At 66.2% G+C, this 21,339-nt stretch carries 20 protein-coding genes; 1 reads left to right on the top strand and 19 read right to left on the bottom strand.

The features are described 5' to 3' along the window. Positions 1-94 precede the first annotated feature (94 nt). The 9 genes from htpX to ACYVH8_RS06670 form a co-directional block, all read right to left on the bottom strand. The gene (gene htpX / locus ACYVH8_RS06630; RefSeq protein WP_460488087.1) at positions 95-970 is read right to left on the bottom strand and encodes a protease HtpX; all 876 of its coding nucleotides are present in this window, start codon (positions 968-970) and stop codon (positions 95-97) included. Positions 971-1,087: 117 nt separating this feature from the next. Continuing rightward, on the bottom strand, positions 1,088-1,822 hold the full coding sequence (locus tag ACYVH8_RS06635; RefSeq protein ID WP_460488088.1) for a DUF3025 domain-containing protein: 735 nt from the start codon (positions 1,820-1,822) through the stop codon (positions 1,088-1,090). Continuing rightward, positions 1,801-2,838 (bottom strand): dihydroorotase, encoded by a 1,038-nt coding sequence (gene pyrC / locus ACYVH8_RS06640; protein ID WP_460488089.1) that lies wholly within the window; start codon positions 2,836-2,838, stop codon positions 1,801-1,803. Before pyrC ends, ACYVH8_RS06635 begins: the two co-directional genes overlap by 22 nt. A gap of 122 nt (positions 2,839-2,960) precedes the next feature. Continuing rightward, a complete protein-coding gene (locus ACYVH8_RS06645; RefSeq protein WP_460488090.1) occupies positions 2,961-3,698 on the bottom strand; it encodes an amino acid ABC transporter ATP-binding protein in 738 nt (245 codons plus the stop codon). A 96-nt stretch (positions 3,699-3,794) separates the two neighbouring features. Continuing rightward, positions 3,795-4,463 carry an amino acid ABC transporter permease gene (locus ACYVH8_RS06650; protein ID WP_460488091.1) on the bottom strand — a complete coding sequence of 223 codons (669 nt, stop codon included), beginning with the start codon at positions 4,461-4,463 and terminating at the stop codon, positions 3,795-3,797. Between the two features lie 162 nt (positions 4,464-4,625). Beyond that, positions 4,626-5,348, bottom strand: coding sequence for an amino acid ABC transporter permease (locus ACYVH8_RS06655; RefSeq protein ID WP_460488092.1), 723 nt, complete (start codon positions 5,346-5,348; stop codon positions 4,626-4,628). A 114-nt stretch (positions 5,349-5,462) separates the two neighbouring features. Further along, positions 5,463-6,362: an amino acid ABC transporter substrate-binding protein gene (locus tag ACYVH8_RS06660; protein ID WP_460488093.1), complete on the bottom strand. Its 900-nt coding sequence runs from the start codon at positions 6,360-6,362 to the stop codon at positions 5,463-5,465. Between the two features lie 120 nt (positions 6,363-6,482). Then, a complete protein-coding gene (locus tag ACYVH8_RS06665; protein WP_460488094.1) occupies positions 6,483-7,412 on the bottom strand; it encodes a LysR substrate-binding domain-containing protein in 930 nt (309 codons plus the stop codon). Positions 7,413-7,448: 36 nt separating this feature from the next. Continuing rightward, positions 7,449-9,350, bottom strand: coding sequence for an ABCB family ABC transporter ATP-binding protein/permease (locus tag ACYVH8_RS06670; RefSeq protein WP_460488095.1), 1,902 nt, complete (start codon positions 9,348-9,350; stop codon positions 7,449-7,451). Positions 9,351-9,390: 40 nt separating this feature from the next. Between ACYVH8_RS06670 and ACYVH8_RS06675 the strand changes: the two genes are divergently transcribed. Next, positions 9,391-9,807: an acyl-CoA thioesterase gene (locus tag ACYVH8_RS06675; RefSeq protein WP_460488096.1), complete on the top strand. Its 417-nt coding sequence runs from the start codon at positions 9,391-9,393 to the stop codon at positions 9,805-9,807. A 138-nt stretch (positions 9,808-9,945) separates the two neighbouring features. On the opposite strand, the gene ACYVH8_RS06680 is transcribed toward ACYVH8_RS06675, so the two are convergent. The 10 genes from ACYVH8_RS06680 to slmA all read right to left on the bottom strand — a co-directional run bounded on the left by ACYVH8_RS06680 (position 9,946) and on the right by slmA (position 21,318). Continuing rightward, a complete protein-coding gene (locus tag ACYVH8_RS06680) occupies positions 9,946-10,710 on the bottom strand; it encodes an enoyl-CoA hydratase (protein WP_460488097.1) in 765 nt (254 codons plus the stop codon). Positions 10,711-10,715: 5 nt separating this feature from the next. Beyond that, on the bottom strand, positions 10,716-11,540 hold the full coding sequence (locus ACYVH8_RS06685) for an acyl-CoA thioesterase (RefSeq protein ID WP_460488098.1): 825 nt from the start codon (positions 11,538-11,540) through the stop codon (positions 10,716-10,718). Continuing rightward, positions 11,537-12,466 (bottom strand): alpha/beta hydrolase family protein, encoded by a 930-nt coding sequence (locus ACYVH8_RS06690; RefSeq protein WP_460488099.1) that lies wholly within the window; start codon positions 12,464-12,466, stop codon positions 11,537-11,539. Before ACYVH8_RS06690 ends, ACYVH8_RS06685 begins: the two co-directional genes overlap by 4 nt. A 3-nt stretch (positions 12,467-12,469) precedes the next feature. Beyond that, entirely contained in the window at positions 12,470-13,669 is a 1,200-nt protein-coding gene (locus ACYVH8_RS06695; protein ID WP_460488262.1) for an acetyl-CoA C-acyltransferase, read from the bottom strand. 18 nt (positions 13,670-13,687) lie between these two features. Beyond that, on the bottom strand, positions 13,688-14,083 hold the full coding sequence (locus ACYVH8_RS06700; protein WP_460488100.1) for an endonuclease domain-containing protein: 396 nt from the start codon (positions 14,081-14,083) through the stop codon (positions 13,688-13,690). 69 nt (positions 14,084-14,152) lie between these two features. Continuing rightward, on the bottom strand, positions 14,153-16,573 hold the full coding sequence (locus ACYVH8_RS06705; RefSeq protein ID WP_460488101.1) for a 3-hydroxyacyl-CoA dehydrogenase/enoyl-CoA hydratase family protein: 2,421 nt from the start codon (positions 16,571-16,573) through the stop codon (positions 14,153-14,155). A gap of 259 nt (positions 16,574-16,832) precedes the next feature. After that, positions 16,833-18,644, bottom strand: a complete 1,812-nt coding sequence (locus ACYVH8_RS06710; protein ID WP_460488102.1) for an acyl-CoA dehydrogenase C-terminal domain-containing protein — start codon at positions 18,642-18,644, stop codon at positions 16,833-16,835. Positions 18,645-18,649: 5 nt separating this feature from the next. After that, positions 18,650-19,405 (bottom strand): TetR/AcrR family transcriptional regulator, encoded by a 756-nt coding sequence (locus ACYVH8_RS06715; protein WP_460488103.1) that lies wholly within the window; start codon positions 19,403-19,405, stop codon positions 18,650-18,652. A 286-nt stretch (positions 19,406-19,691) separates the two neighbouring features. After that, positions 19,692-20,540 (bottom strand): fumarylacetoacetate hydrolase family protein, encoded by an 849-nt coding sequence (locus ACYVH8_RS06720; protein ID WP_460488104.1) that lies wholly within the window; start codon positions 20,538-20,540, stop codon positions 19,692-19,694. A gap of 127 nt (positions 20,541-20,667) precedes the next feature. Further along, on the bottom strand, positions 20,668-21,318 hold the full coding sequence (gene slmA, locus ACYVH8_RS06725) for a nucleoid occlusion factor SlmA (protein WP_460488105.1): 651 nt from the start codon (positions 21,316-21,318) through the stop codon (positions 20,668-20,670). Positions 21,319-21,339 lie beyond the last annotated feature (21 nt).

Below are 21,339 nucleotides of genomic sequence, written 5' to 3' on the forward strand. Positions count from 1 at the left end.
ACGGATTCCCCGGGGTCGGTATTCAGTTCAGGACTCAGAGGCTGGGAGTTTTTCTGGCGCGCTGCTCGGGCATGAGAGAAAGACTCGCAGTCTCTCAGCCTTGCGCGTTCTGCAGCGCGGCGATGCGCTCCTCGATCGGCGGGTGCGTCGAGAACAGCTGACCGATGCCACCGGCAATCCCCATGGCGGCCATGCTCTTGGGCAGTTCGGCCGTGTGCAGCCCCCCCAGGCGGGCCAGCGCATTGATCATGGGCTGACGACGACCCAAGAGCTGGGCCGAACCGGCATCGGCGCGGAACTCGCGCTGGCGCGAGAACCAGGCCACCACCATGGCGGCCAGGAAGCCAAGAATGATGTCCATCACGATGGTCGTGACGAAATAGCCGATGCCGGGACCGGAGCTTTCCTCGTCGTTGCGGCGCAGGAAACTGTCCACAGCATAACCGACCACGCGGCTGATGAACACGACGAAGGTGTTCATCACGCCCTGGATCAGGGTCATGGTCACCATGTCGCCGTTGGCGATGTGGGCCACCTCGTGGCCGATCACGGCCTCCACCTCCTCGCGCGTCATGTTGCTCAGCAGCCCGGTGGAGACAGCCACCAGGGCCGAGTTCTTGAAGGCGCCGGTGGCGAAGGCATTGGGGTCGCCCTCGAAGATGCCGACCTCGGGCATGCCGATGCCGGCCTGGTCGGCGAACTTGCGCACGGTGTTGACGATCCAGGCTTCGTCCGGCGTCTGGGGCTGCTCGATGATCTGCACGCCGGCGCTCCACTTGGCCACGGGCTTGCTGATCAGCAGCGAGATGATGGCGCCGCCGAAGCCCATGATCAGCGCGAAGCCCAGCAACGCGCCCAGGTTCAGACCGTTGGCCGTCAGGAACTTGTTGACGCCCAGCAGGCTGGCCACGATGCCCAGCACCACCACCACGGCAAGGTTGGTCAGGACGAACAGAATGATGCGTTTCATGGTTTCCTTCTCATACAGCCCGACACAAGCGGACCGATGGCGCAAATGGTAAGGGTGAATGTGGCGAATTCAAGCATGGAGGAGCCATTTCCACATCAACTGTGGCGATTTGGTGCCTCAGCCCGGGCGCGGCGGGCGAAACACCCGGGCATCGGCATAAAAAGCCGCATCCTGCTCGGGCCACCAGCCCGGCACGCCCAGCACCGGCAGGGGCACAAAGGGCTTGCCGGCCAAGCGCTCACCGTGCAGGTCCTGCGCCAGCCAGGCATCGAGCACGGCCGGCCCCAGGCCCTGCGGCACAGGGTAAACATGGGCGGTGATGGCCTTGCGCGGCTGCACCAGCTTTTCCAGCAGGGCATGACCGAACAGTGTCAGGCTGACCTGCGTCCACAGCGGTCGCAGGCCGATGAAAAGCTGCTGCCAGTCGCGCGCGACCAGCGCCTCCCAGAGCGCATCGGGCGCCTGCAGCAGGGCAGCGTTTTCATCGAACACGGTGAGGGCGTCGCGCAGCGGCCCGCGCACCGGCTGCACGCCATCGGCGGCGATCTGCGCCGCCTGCAGCTGGTTGAGGCGCCGCTTGGTCTGCGGAAAATGCAGCCAGGCCAGGCCGTTGAAAAAATCATGCAGGCCGTCGCGCGTGGGCACACGCTGTCGCTCGAAGATGAACTGCTCGTAGGCCATGCCGGCCGGCAGCTCGGTCTGCGACACGAAGCGCACCGCGGCGCCGGCGCCGTCGAGAATCTCGGCGCAGCTGCCGCCGGCCTGGATCTGCTGCGCCAGCGGTACTCCGATGTCGCGATAGCCCGCCAGCCAGGGCGCGTCCCAGCCGATCAGCTCCAGACCATGCGCCATGGCAGCGCCTCACCCGAGCGCAGGGGTTTGAGCTCGGCCTCGCCAAAGGGGAAGCTCTCGGGCGGGGTCCAGCTCTCGCGACGCAGGCGTATCGTTCCCGTGTTGCGCGGCAGGCCGTAGAAATCGGCGCCATGGAAACTGGCGAAACCCTCCAGCTTGTCCAGCGCGCCGGCCGCGTCGAAGGCTTCGGCGTACATCTCGATCGCGGCGTGGGCGGTGTAGCAGCCGGCGCAGCCGGTGGCGTATTCCTTCAGGTGCACGGGGTGCGGCGCGCTGTCGGTGCCGAGAAAGAACTTCGGGCTGCCGCTGGTGGCAGCGGCCACCAGGGCCTGCCGGTGCACTTCGCGCTTGAGCACGGGCAGGCAGTAGTAGTGCGGACGGATGCCGCCGGTGAAGATGGCGTTGCGGTTGTAGAGCAGGTGGTGCGCGGTGATGGTGGCGCCGGTGTAGCGGTCGCTCTCCATCACGTACTGCGCCGCCTCCTTCGTGGTGATGTGCTCGAACACGATCCTGAGTTCGGGGAAATCACGGCGCAGGGGCTTCAACTGCTGTTCGATGAACACGGCCTCGCGGTCGAACAGATCGATCTCGGGCGAGGTCACCTCGCCGTGCACCAGCAGCAGCAGGCCCTCGCGCTGCATGGCCTCCAGCGTCCTGTAGGTCTTGCGGATGTCGGTCACGCCGGCATCGCTGTTGGTGGTGGCGCCGGCCGGGTAGAGCTTGCAGGCCACCACGCCGGCCGCCCTGGCGCGCTCGATCTCCTCGGGCGGCAGATTGTCGGTGAGGTAGAGCGTCATCAGCGGCTCGAAGGCCACGCCGGCGGGCACGGCGGCGCGGATGCGCGCGCGGTAGTGCGCGGCCTCGTTGGCCGTGGTCACCGGCGGCTTGAGGTTGGGCATGATGATGGCGCGGCCGAACTGGCGCGCCGTGTGCGGCACCACGGCGGCCAGCGCGGCGCCGTCGCGCACGTGCAGATGCCAGTCGTCGGGGCGGGTGATCGTGATTTCCTGTGTCATGCCGCTATTGTCCCAGACGTGGGCAAGGGCTCCCTAACGGGGGCTGCCGCAGAACCGGCTTTGCCGGGCTGCTGGCAGCGTCCCCTGAAGGGGAAGCGGCGCAGCCGCTCAGGGGGGTGCGTTTAGTGGGCGAGGATCTTGTTCAGGAAGTCCTTGGTGCGCGGCTGGCGGTTCTCGGGGTGGGCAAAGAACTCGTCCTTGCTGCAGTCTTCCAGGATACGGCCGCCGACGTCGATGAAGATCACTCGGCTGGCCACCTTGCGGGCGAAGCCCATCTCGTGCGTGACCACCATCATGGTCATGCCCTCCTTGGCCAGAGTCACCATGACGTCCAGCACCTCGCCCACCATCTCGGGGTCCAGCGCCGAGGTCGGCTCGTCGAACAGCATCACGATGGGGTCCATGGACAGCGCACGCGCGATCGCCACACGCTGCTGCTGGCCGCCCGAGAGCTGGCCGGGGAACTTGTCCTTGTGCGCCATCAGGCCCACGCGGTCCAGCATCTTGAGGCCGCGGACCTTGGCCTCATCGAGGCTGCGGCCCAGCACCTTGACCTGGGCGATGGTCAGGTTCTCGGTCACGGACAGATGGGGAAACAGTTCGAAGTGCTGGAACACCATGCCGACGCGGCTGCGCAGCTTGGGCAGGGCGGTCTTGGGATCGTGCAGGGGCACGCCGTCGACGAAGATCTCGCCCTGCTGGATGGGTTCCAGGCCGTTGACGGTCTTGATCAGCGTGGACTTGCCCGAGCCCGAGGGGCCGCAGACCACCACCACATCACCCTTGTTGATGCTGACCGTGCAGTTGTTGAGCACCTGCACCGGGCCGTACCACTTCGAAACGTTCTTGATTTCAATCATGTCATGCCTCCTGCCGAGCCGCCTCAAGGGAGGCATGCGCCCCCTCGGGGGGCCGCGAACGAATGTGAGCTTGGGGGTTCATGGTTTCTCCGATGCTTAACGGATGATGGCAATCTTGGCCTGCAGGCGCTTGACCAGCCAGGAGAGTGCAAAACAGATCACGAAATACACCACGGCGGCCAGCAGATAGGCCTCTTCGGGCCTGCCGTAGATCTTGCCGGCATTGGTGAAGCCCTTGAGCAGGTCGTAGGCGCCGATGGCGTAGACCAGCGAGGTGTCCTGGAACAGGATGATGGTCTGCGTCAGCAGCACCGGCAGCATGTTGCGGAAAGCCTGCGGCAGCACGATCAGGCGCATGTTCTGGCCGTAGCTCATGCCCAGGGCCTCCCCGGCGAAGACCTGGCCGCGCGGGATGGACTGGATGCCGGCGCGCATGATCTCGCTGAAGTAGGCCGCCTCGAAGGCGATGAAGGTGACGATGGCCGACACTTCGGCGCCGATGGGTTTGCCGATCAGGAAGGGAATCAGCAGGAAGAACCAGAGGATCACCATCACCAGCGGGATGGAGCGCATGCCGTTGACGTAGAGGGTGGCCGGCAGCATCAGCGCCTTGCGGCCCGACAGGCGCATGAGCGCCAGCACGGTGCCGAAGAAGATGCCGCCCAGCGTGGCGATGAGGGTCAGCTTGATGCTGAACCAGAAACCACCCAGCACGAACTTGCTGATGATGTCCCAGTCGAGGAAGGTGAGGTCGAGGCCTAGCATGTCAGACCTCCTGCAGAGGCCGGCCACAGCAGATCAGCTACGCCTTCAGAAACCGAAACCCAGGAACGCCGTGGAACCGGCTGGGCCGGGCCACTGGCGTTGCCCCCTGCAAGGGGGGTAGCGGAGCGACACGAAGTGCGCGGAGCTTGGGGGTGTGCCATCTTAATGCCCCCCGCCCGTGCCGCCCGCAACGATGAAGCCGGGGATCTGCACCCGCTTCTCGACGAAGGCGAAGATGCGGTTGACCGCGAAGGCCGACAGCATGTACAGCGCCGTCACGGCCAGGTAGACCTCGACACCGCGCGAGGTCTCCTCCTGCGCCTGCATGGCGAACATGGTCAGCTCGGCGATCGACACGGCGAAGGCCACCGCCGAGTTCTTGAGCAGGTTCATGGATTCGCTGGTCAGCGGCGGCAGGATGATGCGCAGGGCCATGGGCAGGATCACGTAACGGTAGGCCTGCGCCGTGCTGAAACCCATGGCCAGGGCCGCATGACGCTGCCCGCGCGGCAGGGCCTGGATGCCCGCGCGCACCTGCTCGGCGATACGCGCCGAGGTGAAGAAGCCCAGGGCGAAGACCACCAGCGCGAAACCCGGCACCTGCTGGAAGGCCGGGAACATCTTGGGCACGACAAAATACCAGAGGAAGACCTGCACCAGCAGGGGGATGTTGCGGAACAGCTCCACCCAGACCGTGGCCAGGCGCACCAGCCAGGGGCTGTCCTGCAGGGTGCGCAGCGTGCCCATGAGGACGCCCATCACCACGGCCACCACCCAGGAGCTGCCGGCCACGGCCAAGGTCCAGCCCCAGGCGTCCATCATCCATTGCAGATAGGTGCGGCCGCTGCCGTCGTCGTTGAGGAATACCTGCCAGTCCCAGCTCATGTGCGGTGTCTCCGTGCGGAATGACGCGTCTTCTGTCGTCCTTCATGCACAAGCAAAAACCCCGCCCGGATGGTGACCGGGACGGGGTTGAGCCTGTGCTTTGCCAGGCGCCCGTTATTTCTTGGCGTAGTCTTCCATGGGTCGGTCGTTCGGAGCAGCCCAGGCGCCCTTGGTGCTTTCGCTCAGGGCCAGGCCCACCTTGACGTTCTTGGGCGGGATGGGTTGCAGGAACCACTTGTCGTAGATCTTGGCCATCTCGCCGGACTGCATCATGCCCTTGAGCGTGTCGTCGGCCAGCTTCTTGAAGGCCGGGTCGTCCTTGCGCAGCATGATGGCGATGGGCTCGACCGACAGCACCTCACCGACGATCTTGAAGTCGGCCGGGTTCTTGGCATTGGCGATGTTGCCGGCCAGAATGGAGCCGTCCATCACGAAGGCGTCGGCACGGCCCGATTCGAGCAGCAGGAAGCTGTCGGCGTGATCCTTGCCGTAGATCTCGTTGAAGTTGATGCCCTGCGCGCGCTCATTGCGACGCAGGGTCTGCACCGAGGTGGTGCCCGTGGTGGTGGCCACGTTCTTGCCGTTGAGCTGGTTGATCGAGGTGATGCCCGAATTCGCCTTGACGGCCATGCGCACTTCCTCGACGTAGGTGGTGACGGCGAAGGCCACGTCCTTCTGGCGGGTGGCGTTGTTGGTGGTGGAGCCGCACTCGATGTCGACGGTGCCGTTCTGCGTCAGCGGGATGCGGTTCTGCGAGGTCACCGACTGGTACTTGATCTCCAGCTTCTTGCCCACGGCCTTCTCGACATTGGCCACGATGCGCTGGCAGAGCTCCACATGGAAACCGGCGTACTTGCCGTCACCCAGGGTGTAGGACAGGGCGCCGGACGAGTCGCGCACACCCATGGTGATGCTGCCTGCAGCCTTGACCTTGGCCAGGGTGTCATTGGCCTGGGCGTGGGCGCCCGCGGCGAAGGTGGTGGCGATGGCGAGTGCCAGCAGATGCTTCTTCATGCGTAACTCCTAAAAAAGAAAAGTCAGAACAAGAGTATCCAGCAAAACCCGTGCCGGAATGCGCTCGATGTGGCGCTTATTAAGAACGAGCGCTCTCGTTTTGGCAAGACAGGTCTACCCTCATGGACCCTGCCCGCCCCCGGCCAGAAAGCTCCAGAGCGCCTGGGCCGTGCGTTTGGGCAACTGCCTGCCCTGGGGTTTTTCCCGATACAGGCGCATGTCCATGGTGATCTGCCAGGCCAGCCCCGCCGGCGCGGCGGGCACCAGGCGACCCGCACGCACATCGTTGCGCACGGCGCTGTGCGGCAGGAAGGCCAGGCCATGGCCTTCGAGCGCCATGGCCTTGAGGCCTTCGGCCATGTCGGTCTCGTACACACGGTCCAGATGGACGGCCGTTCCGGCCTGCTTGAGCATGAAATCCACCACCTGGCCGAGGTAGGCCCCGGGCGCGTAGCCCAGGTAGGGCAGAGGCTGGTCGGCCCGCCCGGGCAGCGGGAACAGGGGCTGGCCCTGGGCGTCCGGCCGGGCATAGGGGGCAATGGTTTCCTGCCCCAGGCTGACCAGCTCGTAGCGTTCCGCGTCGAGCTGGAAAGGGTGCGAGGCATGGTGGTAGGCCAGCAGCAGGTCGCAGCTGCCTTCGGTCAGGCGGATCACTGCGTCGTGCACATTGAGGGCGATCAGCCGGCTCTTGAAGGGCCCGAAGTTTTCCCTCAGACTGGAGACCCAGGCCGGAAAAAAGGTGAAGGCCAGGGTGTGCGGCACGGCAAACTCGATCACATCCTCACCGGCCTCGGTGTGGCTGCGCAGCATGGCGCGCGTGTGCTGCAGGGCCTGCAGCATCTCCAGGGCCTGGCCGTAGAGGGTCTCGCCGGCGGGCGTGAGGCGCGTGGGGTAGGCGCTGCGGTCCACCAGGTCGGTGCCGGCCCAGGCCTCCAGCGACTGGATGCGGCGCGAGAAGGCCGGCTGGGTCACGTGGCGCAGCTGGGCCGAGCGGCTGAAACTGCGCGTCTCGGCCAGGCTGACGAAGTCCTCGAGCCACTTGGTTTCCATGCCGTCAATTATGACGGCGGCCCATCGCGGCAGAAACTATTCGGCGCTCTGCTGCAGCGCCCACATGCGGGCATAGGCGCCGTTGCGGGCCAGCAGCGCGCTGTGCGAGCCACGCTCGACGATGCGCCCGGCCTCCATGACCAGGATCTCGTGCGCATCGACCACGGTGGACAGCCGGTGCGCGATCACCAGCGTGGTCTTGTTTTCGGCGATGCTGCGCAGCTCGGCCTGGATCGCGCGTTCGTTGGCGGAATCGAGCGCCGAGGTGGCTTCGTCAAAAATCAGCACGGGCGGGTTCTTGAGCAGGGTGCGCGCGATCGCCACGCGCTGCTTCTCGCCCCCCGAGAGCTTGAGCCCGCGCTCGCCCACCATGGTGTCGTAGCCCCTGGGCGTGGCGCTGATGAAGGCATGGATGTGGGCGGCGCGCGCCGCCTCCTCCACCTCGGCGCGGCTGGCGCCGGGGCGGCCGTAGGCGATGTTGTATTCCACCGTGTCGTTGAACAGCACGGTGTCCTGCGGCACGATGCCGATGGCCTGCCGCAGGCTGGACTGCGTGACCTGGCGGATGTCCTGCCCGGCGATGGTGATGCGGCCGTCGCTCACGTCGTAGAAGCGGTAGAGCAGGCGGGCCAGCGTGGACTTGCCTGCGCCCGAGGGGCCGACCACGGCCACGGTCTTGCCGGCCGGGATCTCGAAGCTCACCTCATGCAGGATGGCGCGCGCCGGCTCATACGAGAAGCTGACGCGCTCGAAGCGCACGGCGGCCGCAGTGCCCTCACCCCCGCCCTCTCCCGCAAGCAGCGGGAGAGGGGGTACCTCACTCCCTCTCCCCTCGGGAGAGGGTTGGGGTGAGGGCGGCAATTGCAGACCGGGCGCACCCGGCGCGTCGGCCACCTCGCGCTCACGCTCGAGCAGGGTGAACATCTTGTCGATGTCGGTCAGGCTCTGCTTGATCTCGCGGTAGAGCACGCCCAGGAAACCCAGCGGGATGTAGAGCTGGATCATCAGCGCGTTGATCATGACCAGGTCACCCAGGGTCATGCGGCCGTCGATCACGCCCTGGGTGGCACGCCAGAGCATGGCCACCAGGCCGGTGGCGATGATGAGCTGCTGCCCGGTGTTGAGCAGGCTCAGGCTGGTCTGGCTCTTGACGGCAGCACGCCGGTACTTTTCCAGGTTCTCGTCGTAGCGCCGGGCCTCGAAGTCCTCGTTGTTGAAGTACTTGACGGTCTCGTAGTTCAACAAGGAATCGACGGCGCGGCTGTGCGCGGTGGAGTCCAGCTCGTTCATGCGGCGGCGGAAACGCGTGCGCCATTCGGTGACGGTGACGGTGAAGGCGATGTAACTCACCAGCGCGGCCAGCGTGATCCAGACGAACATCAGGTCGAACTTGACCGCCAGCAGCGTGAGCACCAGCGTGAACTCGATCAGCGTGGGGATGATGCTGTAGAGCGAATAGGAGATCAGCGAGTGCACGGCGCGCGTGCCGCGCTCGATGTCGCGTGTCATGCCGCCGGTCTGGCGCTCCAGGTGGAAACGCAGGCTCAGGGCGTGCAGGTGGCGGAAGACCTGCAGCGAGATGGTGCGCGCCGCGCCCTCGGTGGCCTTGGCGAAGACCAGTTCGCGCAGCTCGGTGAACAGCGAGCTCATGAAACGCAGGGCGCCGTAGGCCAGCAGCAGCGCGGCCGGCACCAGCCACAGCGCGGCCGGGTCGCTCAGGCGCAGGCCCATGCGGTCCACCAGCTCCTTGAGCAGCAGGGGCACCCCCACATTGGACACCTTGGCGCCCACCATGAAGGTCAGCGCGGCAATGACCCGCCACTTGTAGTGCCAGAGGTAGGGGAAAAGACGCTGCAGCGTGCCCCAGTCGGAGCGCACCGAGGCGGTGGACGGGCTGGAGGGATCGGGGTGGGGGGCAGTTTCGCCGAGGCGTCGCATGGGGGACAATCAGGGTCAGTCTTTACACCGATTGTCCCCCATGAGCGAATTCCCCAGCACGGCCGCCCTCCAGCCCCCCTCCGACGAGGAGCTGGTTCTCAAGGTCATCCCCATGCCAGCCGACAGCAATGCCAACGGCGACATCTTCGGCGGCTGGGTCATGGCCCAGGTCGACCTGGCCGGCTCGGTGATCCCGGCCCGTTATGCGGGCGGTCGCATCGCCACCGTGGCGGTGAACGAGTTCATCTTCAAGCAGCCCGTGCGGGTGGGCGACATCCTGTCCTTCTACTCCAAGCTCACCCGCATCGGCAAGACCTCGATCACGGTGAAGGTGGAGGTCTATGCCGAGCGCTTCCAGGCCCAGGGCCGTTTCGTCAAGGTGACGGAGGCCAACCTGACCTATGTGGCCATCGACGAGAACGGCCGGCCGCGCGAGGTGCCGCGCCGACAGTTATGAGTCATGACGCCCGCTGCGCGAGCATGACCTCGCGCTAAAAGCGCATGGATGACGCGGACTGCGCCCGCATGACTTCGGTCATTTCGTCATCGCCGCTGCGCAGCGGCGAAGTCATGCCCGCGCAGCGGGCGTCATGCGTCAAACCTTGCTGAAGTCCGGCTTCCTCTTCGCCATGAAGGCGCCGAAGGCCTCGCGCGCGGCAGGTTCGCGCAGCATGCGCCCGAAGCTCGCGCCCTCCTCGCCCATCTGCGCCATGATCTGCGCCGCCTGGCCCTTTTTCATCAGGCGCTTGGTCTCGATCAGGGAGGGCAGGGGCTTGGCAGCCAACTTGCGCGCCTGCACCTGCGCATAGCCATTGGCCTCGGTCGGCGGCAGCACGCGGTTGACCAGGCCGGCTTCGAGCGCGGCTTCGGCCATGAAGGGCTCGCCCAGCAGCAGGGCCTCGGCCGCGCGGTGATAGCCGAACATCTGTGGCACCGTCAGGCTGGAGGCGAACTCCGGGCACAGGCCCAGGTTCACGAAGGGCATGGAGAAGGCCGCGTTGTCGCCGGCGTAGACCAGGTCGCAGTGGAACAGCAGGGTGGTGCCGATGCCCACGGCCGGGCCGCTGACGGCGGCGATCACCGGCTTGGGAAAGCCGGCCAGCGCGCGCATGAAACGCCAGACCGGCGCATCGGGGTCCGAAGGCGGGGCGTTGAGGAAGTCGCCGATGTCGTTGCCGGCCGAGAACACCGTTTCGTGCCCCTGGAACACCAGCACGCGCACGGCGGCGTCCGTCGCGGCCTGCGTCACGGCGTCGGCCATGGTGGCGTACATGGCCGAGGTGATGGAGTTCTTGCGTTCCGGGCGGTTGAAGCTCAGGGTGCAAACACCGGCTTCGGTGTGGACGAGGATCTCGCTCATGGTGTTCATTCCTTGAAGTAGACGATCTGGTGCGAGGTGCAGAGCAGGGTGCCGGCCTCGTTCCAGAGCTGGGCCGATTGATCGAAAAAGCCGTTGCGGAATTCCTGGCCGCGCGCCTGCCCCAGCAGGTAGCCGCTGCCGGTCTCGCGCAGCTCCTTCTCGCCGGCGTGGAAATAGGTGGTGATGGACACGGTGCCGGCCGGCACGCGTGTGGCGCGGCGCAGCCAGACGCGCGGATAAAAGATGTCCGAGAGGGCCAGCAGCGAGCAGAAGTCCAGCGGGCGCAGTGGCTGGTCGCGCATCCACAGCCGCGAAACGCTGTGGTCCTGCTCGCGCCCATCCCAGGCCTGCGGGATCAAACCACTGACCGGGCGCAGTTCATAGTGGTCCAGCCAGGCCATGGCCTTGTCATAACGCATGGGCTGCGCCTCGCTGGGCCGGGGCACGGCCGGCATGGGCAGGTCCGACAGGCTCCAGGTCTCGCGCCGCACAGCCGTGATCACGGTGGCCGTGGTCGCGACGACGGGCTGGCCCTGGGCGTCGTTCTGCACGATGGCCGCCGTCCAGTGCTGGGTCGAGCGGTTGGTGCGTGCCGGCAGCAGCTGCACCTCGAAAGGCCCTTGTGCCAGGGCGCCGGCGTAGTTGACCGTGATGGACAGCGGCGCGCCCAGCAGCTCGGGGTGGCCGAGGACGGCCTTGAGCACCGTGGCGGCCGTGCAACCGCCGAAGGGGCCGACCATGTTCCAGTAGTCCGCGCTGGTGCGGCCGGCATAGCGGCCGGACGCGATGGGAGTCAGCGCGAGCGCGGCGTCGAAAGCGTGTGGTTTCATGGCAGCGTAGTTTGCACTTGTGCCGCCACCGCTTCCGTCCCCGGCGTGACGCCGGACGCGACCAGGGATTGCAGGGCGGCCAGGCTGCGCGGCCACAGGGTCGGCCGCATGGCCTCGCGGAAGAAGCCGAAATGACCAATGCGCCGCGAAGGCACCTCGACCGGGTGGATCACCTGCACACCCTGCGGCGCGGCACTGTAAAGGCCCAACAGGCTGCGTGTGCCGCGCAGGGTCATGAGTTCGTCGTCACTGAAGGACCAGGCCAGCACGGGGAAGCGCGCCCGCGCATAACGCTGCGCCACCTCGGGGCCTTCGGCGCCCACGCTGTAGCGCGGGTGCATGCACCAGCGCCGCCACTGGTGGATCACGCCGGCCGGCAGGTTGCCCACCATGCCCAGACGCTTGCCCGGAAAGTAGCCGCAGACGCGCGTGGCCAGCGGCACCATGACATGCCAGAAGAAGAGCACACGGCGGCGCAATTGCGGCGCGTTGTCTCGCCAGTAACCGCTCCCCGCGGCGATGCTGAACAGGCCATCCACCTGCTCGGGATGGCGGAACAGGCCCGGCAGCTGCGCGCCCAGGCTGTGGCCCAGCAGATAGAGCGGCAGCGCCGGCCGCTCGCGCCGCGCCGTCAGCACCACGGTCTCGTAGTCGCGCGTCCAGTCGAACAGGTCCGCACTGAAACCGCGCAGGCTGTGGCCGGGCGTGTGCGGCAGCGATTCGCCGTGGCCCCGGTAGTCGAAGCTCCAGACGCGGTAGCCCTGGGTTGCCAGCCAGGCGGCATAGGGCGCGTAATAGTCCTGCGGCACGCCCATGGCGCTGCCGATGACCACCGTGGCCCTGGCTTCACCGGACGCCTCGTAGACCCGCAGCGCCAGCGCGCCGCCGCCTTCGAGTGGCAGACTGCGTTGCTGCGCTGCGCTCATGGCTTACACGCGCTCGAAAATACCTGCAGCCCCCTGCCCCGTGCCCACGCACATGGTCACCATGCCGTACTTGAGCTTGTGGCGATGCAGGGCATGGACGACCGTGGCCGCACGGATCGCGCCGGTGGCGCCCAGCGGGTGGCCCAGGGCGATGGCGCCGCCCATGGGGTTGACCTTGGCCGGGTCCAGGCCCAGGCTGTTGATCACCGCGAGTGACTGGGCCGCGAAGGCTTCGTTGAGTTCGATCCAGCCGATGTCCTCGTGCTGGAGGCCGGCGTAACGCAGCGCGGCGGGAATCGCCTCGATCGGGCCGATGCCCATGATCTCGGGCGGCACGCCGCGCGCCGCGAAGCTGACAAAACGCGCCAGCGGCTTGAGGCCGAACTGCTGGACCGCCTTTTCGCTGGCCAGGATCAGCGCGCCGGCGCCGTCGCTGGTCTGCGAGCTGTTGCCGGCGGTCACGCTGCCGCGGGCCGCAAAGACCGGCTTGAGCTTGGCCAACGCTTCGAGCGTGGTGTCGGGGCGCGCGCCTTCGTCCAGGTTCACGGTGCGGGTCTTGCTGAGCACTTCACCGGTCGCCAGGTCGGGCGTGCGCTCGACCACATCGATGGGCGTGATCTCGGCCGTGAACCCGCCGGCCTTCTGCGCCTTGATGGCGCGCATATGGGATTCCAGCGCGAAGGCGTCCTGCATCTCGCGCGTGACCTTCCACTGCTGGGCCACCTTCTCGGCCGTCAGGCCCATGCCGTAGGCGATGCCGACGTTCTCGTCACGGGCGAAGACCTCGGGGTTGAAGGAGGGCTTGACGCCGCCCATGGGCACCAGGCTCATGGACTCGGCGCCGCCGGCGATCAGCACATCGGCCTCGCCCACGCGGATGCGGTCGGCCGCCATCTGGATGGCCGTCACGCCCGATGCGCAGAAGCGGTTGACGGTCACGCCGCCGATGGGGTGCTTGAAGGCCAGGCCCACGGCGATACGCGCCATGTTCATGCCCTGCTCGGCTTCGGGGAAGGAGCAGCCGATGATGGCGTCCTCGATGGCCTTGGGGTCCAGCGTGGGCACCTGCTGCATCGCGCTCCTGATGGCGGCGACCAGCAGATCGTCCGGACGGGTGTTGCGGAAGAAACCGCGGCCCGAGCGGCCGATGGGCGTGCGCGTGGCGGCAACGATGTAGGCGTCTTGAACTTGCTTCACAGGAATACTCCTTTTCAGTTTGTCTTACTCCTTCCCCCTCTGGGGGAAGGCAGGGATGGGGGCAGTCGGCATCAAATCAGCCAGCCGGCTGATGATCACCTGAAGCACTCCCTCCAGATTGATAAATGGCGCGTTCGAAGGAAAACGCAGGACTTCGTACCCTTGCTCCCGAAAGAATGCTTCACGTTGCGTGTCATAGCGCTGCTGCTCCTGATGCTGTGATCCATCGAGTTCGATCATCAACCTGGGGGACAAGCTGGCGAAATCCGCGATGTAAGGACCCACCGGGTGCTGCCGCCGAAACTTGACACCCAGTTGCTCACCACGGATGCGCGACCATAGGCGACGCTCAGCATCCGTCATGTCCCGCCGCAGGATGCGCGCGTTCGCTTGCGCCGTCGACGTAGCCTGGTTTTGCATAGGTGTGATGGTTTGGGTTCGTGCCCCCATCCCTGCCTTCCCCCAGCGGGGGAAGGAGTGGGACAGGTGTCAGTTGCGCACCGGTTTGCCCGTCGACAGCATGCCCATGATCCGCTCCTGCGTCTTGGGATGGACGATGAGCGAGCAGAAGGCCCGGCGCTCCAGGGCCATCAGGTACTCCTCGCTCACCAGGGTGCCGGCGTCCACGTCGCCGCCGCAGACCACGTTGGCGATCAGGGCAGCGATGTGGAAGTCGTGTGCGCTGATGAAACCGCCGTCGCGCATATTGACCAGCTGCGCCTTGATGGTGGCCAGGCCGTTGCGGCCCGCCACCGGGAAGGTGCGGCGGTGCGGTGCGCGCCAGCCGCCCTGGTACAGGGCGCGCGCTTCGTTGAGCGCGGTGTAGAGCAGCTCGTCCTTGTTGGGCACAACGAGGTCGCTGTCCAGCAGATAACCGAGCTTGCGCGATTCCAGCGCGCTGGTGCCCACCTTGGCCATGGCCGCGGCGGTGAAGCCCTCGGTCAGGAAGGGCAGGATGTCCTTGCCCGTGGAGGCGGCCATGTTCTCGGCTGCGCGGCGCGCGATATAGGTCAGGCCGCCGGCGCCCGGGATCAGGCCCACGCCCACCTCCACGAGACCGATGTAGGACTCCATCGCCACGACACGGCGCGCGGAATGCACGGCCAGTTCGCAGCCACCGCCCAGGGCCATGCCGCGCACGGCCGAGACCACGGGCACGCCCGCGTAGCGGATGCGCAGCATGAGGTTCTGCAGTTCCTGCTCGGCACCATCGATGGCGCTGACACCGGCCACCATGAAGGCGGGCAGCATGGCCTGCAGGTCGGCGCCCACGCTGAAGGGCTCGTCGCCCGACCAGACCACCAGGCCCTGGTAGTTCTGCTCGGCCAGCTCGACACCCCGCGCCAGGCCTTCGGCCACGGCCGGGCTGATCGCGTGCATCTTGCTCTTGATGCTCGCGATCAGCACGCTGCCGCTGGCGGCTTCGCGGTTTTCGTCCAGCGTCCACAGGCGGATGGCCTCGTCCTCGAACAGGGTCTTGCCCGCGGTCTTGTAGTCGGGCGAGCCGTCGCCCAGCAGGCTTTCGCGGAAGTACTGGATGCCGTAGACCGGCAGCTGGCGACGCGGCTGGAATTGGCCCGTGCTCGGGTTGAAGGAACCTTCGGGCGTGTGCACACCACCCGCTTTGGCCACCGGGCCCTCGAACACCCATTGGGGCAGCGGCGCCTTGCTCAGCGCCTTGCCTGCATCGATGTCCTCCTGGATCATCTGGGCCACTTCGAGCCAGCCGGCTTCCTGCCAGAGTTCGAAGGGGCCTTGTTTCATGCCGAAGCCCCAGCGCATGGCCAGGTCCACGTCGGCCGCGGTGTCGGCGATGGTGGCCAGGTGCACGGCCGCGTAATGGAAGCTGTTGCGCAGGATGGCCCAGAGGAATTGCCCTTGCGCGCCCTCGGCCTTGCGCAGCAGCTTGAGGCGTTCGCCGGCCGGCTTCTTGAGCATGCGCTCGTAGACCGCATCGGCCTTCTCGCCGCCGGGCACGTAGTCCTTGGCCGCCGGGTCGAAGCGCAGGATGTCGCGGTCGACCTTCTTGTAGAAACCGGCCTTGCTCTTCTGGCCCAGCTTGCCCATCTCGATCAGGGTCTTGAGCACGGGCGGCGTGCCGAAGCTGGCGTAGAAGGGATCGCTCTTCTCGTCCAGATTGTCCTGCAGGGTCTTGACCACGTGGGCCATGGTGTCCAGGCCCACCACGTCGGCGGTGCGGAAGGTGCCCGAACTCGCGCGGCCGAGCTTCTTGCCCGTGAGATCGTCGACCACGTCGTAGCTCAGGCCGAAGTTCTCGACCTCCTTCATCGTGGCCAGCATGCCGGCAATGCCGACACGGTTGGCGATGAAGTTGGGCGTGTCCTTGGCGCGCACCACACCCTTGCCCAGGCCGCTGGTGACGAAGGTCTCGAGCTGGTCCAGGATGAGGGGCTGGGTGGTGGGCGTGGCGATCAGCTCCACCAGGACCATGTAGCGCGGCGGGTTGAAGAAATGGATGCCGCAGAAGCGCGGCTTGATTTCCTGCGGCAGCACTTCGGAGAGTTTGGTGATAGACAGGCCCGAGGTGTTGGAAGCCACGATGGCGTGCTCGGCCACGAAGGGGGCGATCTTCTTGTACAGATCGAGCTTCCAGTCCATGCGCTCGGCGATGGCCTCGATGATGAGGTCGCAGTCCTTGAGCAGGGCCAGGTTTTCCTCGTAGTTGGCGGCCTGGATCAGGCCCGCGTCGTCGGCCACGCCCAGCGGCGAGGGCTTGAGCTTCTTGAGGTTGTCGATGGCCTTGGTGACGATGCCGTTCTTCGGCCCCTCTTTCGCTGGGAGATCGAACAGGATCACCGGCACCTTGACGTTGACCAGATGGGCGGCGATCTGCGCGCCCATCACGCCGGCGCCGAGCACGGCAACTTTTTTCACTTGGAATCTAGACATTGCTTTCTCCTGTTCCCTCCCCCGTTGGGGAAAGATATTTCATGCTCCCTCCCCCAGAGGGGGAGGCAATCTCATCATTCCTCCCCCTCTGGGGGAGGGGGGGTGGGGGCTCGCAACGCCTGCCCTCACCCCCGCCCTCTCCCAGAGGGAGAGGGAGTTAATTACCCTGAGATCCATCCCCTCTCCCTCTGGAGTGGATTCTCAATCCCCTCTCCCTCTGGGAGAGGGTTAGGGTGAGGGCTGCCTTCATGCAGTACTTTCACGCCAGCGCCAGATCTGTGTCCATCAGGACCTTGGCGCCGGCACGGGCGGTGCGCATCAGCGACGCGGTCTCGGGGAAGAGCTTGGCGAAGTAGAAGCGCGCGGTCTGCAGCTTGGCGGGGTAGAAGGGGTCGGTCGGCTTGCCTTCCTTTTCCGCGGCGGCGATCTGCTTCAGCGCGACCGAGGCCATGCGGGCGAAGAAGTAGCCGAACACCAGGTGGCCGGCCACGCGCAGGTAATCCACGGCGGCGGCGCCCACCTCGTCGGGGTTCTGGAAGCCCCTGAAGCCAACTTCGGTGGTGAACTTGCTCATCTGGTCACCCAGGTAGGCCAGGGGGTTGATGAACTCGGCCATCTTCTCGTTCACGCCCTCTTCTTCCACCAGCTGGCCGACCAGCTTGCCGAACTTCTTCAGCGTGGCGCCGTTGTTGCCCAGGATCTTGCGGCCCAGCAGGTCCAGCGACTGCACGGTATTCGTGCCTTCGTAGATCATGTTGATGCGGGCATCGCGCACGAACTGCTCCATGCCCCATTCCTTGATGTAGCCGTGGCCACCGAAAACCTGCTGGCACATCACGGTGGCCTCGAAACCGTTGTCGGTCAGGAAGGCCTTGATGATAGGGGTCAGCAGGGCCAGCATCTCGTCGCTGTCCTTGCGCACCTTTTCGTCGGGGTGGTAGAGGTGCTGGTCCAGCAGCAGGGCGCAGTAGCAGGCCAGGGCGCGGCCGCCTTCGGCGTAGGCCTTGGCGGTGAGCAGCATCTTGCGCACGTCGGGATGCACGATGATGGGGTCGGCGTCCTTGTCCTTGGCCTTGACGCCCGACAGGCTGCGCATCTGGATGCGGTCCTTGGCGTAGGCCAGGGCGTTCTGGTAGGCCACTTCGGTCAGGCCCAGGGACTGGTTGCCCACGCCCAGGCGGGCGGCGTTCATCATCACGAACATGGCCTGCAGGCCCTTGTTGGGCTGGCCCACCAGGGTGCCGACCGCGTTTTCCAGGATCATCTGGCAGGTGGAGTTGGCGTGGATACCCATCTTGTGCTCCAGGCCGCCGCAATAGATGCCGTTGCGCGTGCCCAGGGAGCCATCGGCCTTCACGTTGTACTTGGGCACGGCGAACAGACTGATGCCCTTGCTGCCCTTGGGCGCGTCGGGCAGGCGGGCCAGCACCAGATGCACGATGTTCTCGGCCAGGTCATGCTCACCGGCGCTGATGAAGATCTTGGCGCCGTTGAGCTTGTAGCAGCCGTCGGCCTGGGGCTCGGCCTTGCTGCGCAGCAGGCCCAGATCGGTGCCGCAATGGGGTTCGGTCAGGCACATGGTGCCGGTCCATTCGCCGCTGACCAGCTTGGGCAGGTAGAGCTTCTTCTGCTCGTCGGTGCCGTGGGCGTGCAGGGCCTCGTAAGCGCCGTGCGAAAGGCCGGGGTACATGGTCCAGGCCTGATTGGCCGAGTTCATCATCTCGTAGATGCACTGGTTCAGCACAAAGGGCAGGCCCTGGCCGCCGTAGTCCGGGTCGCAGCTCAGCGCGGCCCAGCCGCCTTCCACGTACTGCGCATAGGCCTCCTTGAAGCCCTTGGGCGCCTGGACCTCGTGCGTGGTCTTGTCCAGCTTGCAGCCTTCGGCGTCGCCGCTGATGTTGAGCGGGAAGATCACGTTGGCGGCGAACTTGCCGCCCTCTTCGAGCACGGCGTTGATGGTGTCGGCATCGGTGTCGGCGTGGCGCGGGATCTGCTTGAGCGTTTCGGTGGCGTTTAGCACTTCGTGCATCACGAACTGCATGTCGCGCAGAGGCGGGTTGTAGCTGGGCATGGGCCTTACTCCTGTTTGGATGGGGTGACTGATCTGGTGGTGGATTTGCGAATGGGCTTGACGTTGGCAACCTTGGGTGCCACGGTCTTGACGGCCGGGCCGGCGGCGCCATAACGGGCCAGGATCTGCTCGAAGGCCTTGTTGGCGCGTTCGAGCGATCCGGGGGCCTTGAGAAAGCGGGCCTCGTAGTGCACGGCCAGGATCAGGGCGTGGATCTCGAAACCGATCTGGCTCGCATCGGCATCGGGGACCAGTTGCCCCTCTTCCTTGGCCTGCACCACGGCGCGCTGCACCGCAGCCAGCCAGGTCTTGACAGAACTGGCCAGGGCGTCGCGCACGGGGCCGGGCCGGTCGTCGAAGTCGACGGCGCCGCTGATGAAAATGCAGCCGGACTGGATTTCCACGGTCACACGTTTCATCCAGTTGGAGAACAGGGCCTGCAGGCGCGGCAGGCCGCGCGGCTCGTGCAGCGCGGGATAGAAGATTTCCTGCTCGAAGCGGCCGAAATACTCGCGGATGACCGAGATCTGCAGCTCCTCACGCGAGCCGAAATGGGCGAAGACGCCCGACTTGCTCATGCCGGTCACCTCGGCCAGCACGCCGATGCTCAGGCCCTCCAGGCCGATCTGGGTGGCGAGGCCGAGCGCGGCATCGATGATGGCCAGCTTGGTCTGCTGGCCCTTGTGCAGGGCGCGGCCATCGCGAGGTTTCTCGCGAGCGACGCTGCGTGACGGTTTGGCGGCCGGGGTGGCAAGGGACATGGCGAGGAATAAAAACGAACGGTCGTGCTATTTTGCACTAAAAAACCCGTCCGTCAACTGCTGTCTGCAAACCGGCCCTTGCCGGCACCCTCACCCCTGCCCTCTCCCAGAGGGAGAGGGGGGGTTGCACGACGCCCTCGCCCCTCCGGAGAGGGGGGGTTGCACGACGCCTTCGCCCCTCAGGGGAGAGGACTCAAAAACAGCGTTGGATATGGTGCATGGAAGTTACACGGCTCCCTCGCCCCTTTGGGGAGAGGGTTGGGGTGAGGGGCAGGAACCCGGCAGCTCAGCGCTTGAAAGGCACGACGCGCTGGGTCTGCGTCCCCAGGCCCTCGATGCCCAGGGTCATGACATCCCCCGCCTTCAGGAAGCGCTGGGGTTTCATGCCCAGCCCCACGCCGGGCGGGGTGCCGGTGATGATGACATCGCCCGGCATCAAGGTCATGTACTCGCTCAGGTGGCTGACGATCCTGGCCACGCTGAAGATCATGGTGCGGGTATTGCCGGTCTGCATGCGCTGGCCGTTGACGTCCAGCCACAGGGCCAGTTTCTGGGGATGGGGGATCTCGTCCTTGGTGACCAGCCAGGGGCCCAGGGGACCGAAGGTGTCGCAACCCTTGCCCTTGTCCCACTGGCCGCCGCGCTCGAGCTGGAACGCGCGCTCGCTGACATCGTTGGACAGGCAATAACCCGCCACGTGGTCCAGCGCGGCCTTCTGCGTGACGTAACGCGCCTGCCTGCCGATCACCACGCCCAGCTCCACCTCCCAGTCGCCCTTGACCGAGCCCCGGGGCAGCATGACGTCGTCGTCCGGGCCCTGGATGGAGCTGATGGCCTTGGTGAAGACGATGGGTTCCTTGGGGATGGGCATGCCGGCTTCATCGGCATGGTCCTTGTAGTTCAGGCCGATGGCGATGAACTTGCCGATGCCCGCCACGGGGCAGCCCAGACGCGGCTTGCCGCGCACCAGGGGCAGCTTGTCGGTCTTGAGCTTGAGCAGCTTGCCCAGCACGGCGTCGCTCAGCTGGGCCGGGCCGAGGTCCGGCAGCAGGCCGCTGAGGTCACGCAGCTTGCCGGCCGCATCGATCAGGCCCGGCTTTTCCTTGCCCGGGTTGCCGTAGCGCACGAGTTTCATGGGGTTTCCTTTGCTTGGATGAAGTCTGACCGTTGTCTGCCCTCACCCCTGCCCTCTCCCGGAGGGAGAGGGAGAAAGACGACTCCCTCGCCCCTCCGGGGAGAGGGCTGGGGGTGAGGGGCCGGCCTCAGCGCAGCATCTGGCCCAGGCTGGCGTCCAGGTGCTCGGTGGGCAGGCGGCGGAAACCCGAGCGTGCGAAACGCTGCAGGCGTCCGACCACAAAGGCCGTGAGCACCGAGGACTGCACCTGGGCGTCGGCCGTGGGCGTCATGGAGCCGCCCGATTGGGCGCCGTCACGCAGGCACTGCTTGAGGGTGGCTTCGATCTTGTCGAAAAACTGGTTCATGCGCTGCTGCAGGCGTTCGTTCTCGAACACCAGGGCATCCCCCACCATGACACGCACCATGCCGGGGTTCTTCTCGGCAAACTGCAGCAGCATGGTGACCACCTTGCCCGCATGGCGGCCGCCTGCGGCGGGGTCGGTGGCGGCGGCCTCGCGCTCGGCGATCTGGCCCACCAGGGTGAAGACGGCCTGCTCGATGAACTCGATCAGGCCCTCGAACATCTGGGCCTTGCTGGCGAAATGCCGGTACAGGGCGGCCTCGCTCACCTCCAGCTTGGCGGCCAGGGCCGCGGTGGTGATGCGCTCGGCGCCCGGCTGCTCCAGCATGCTGGCCAGGGCCTGCAGGATCTGGACCCGGCGCTCGCCCGGCTTGGGGCGCTTGCGGGCCGGGGTTTCGGCAGACTCGGCGGCGGGGGTTGGGTCGGCGTCAGACATGGTGTACGGCTATCCTTTTTT

This window comes from Curvibacter fontanus (genome assembly GCF_054780335.1).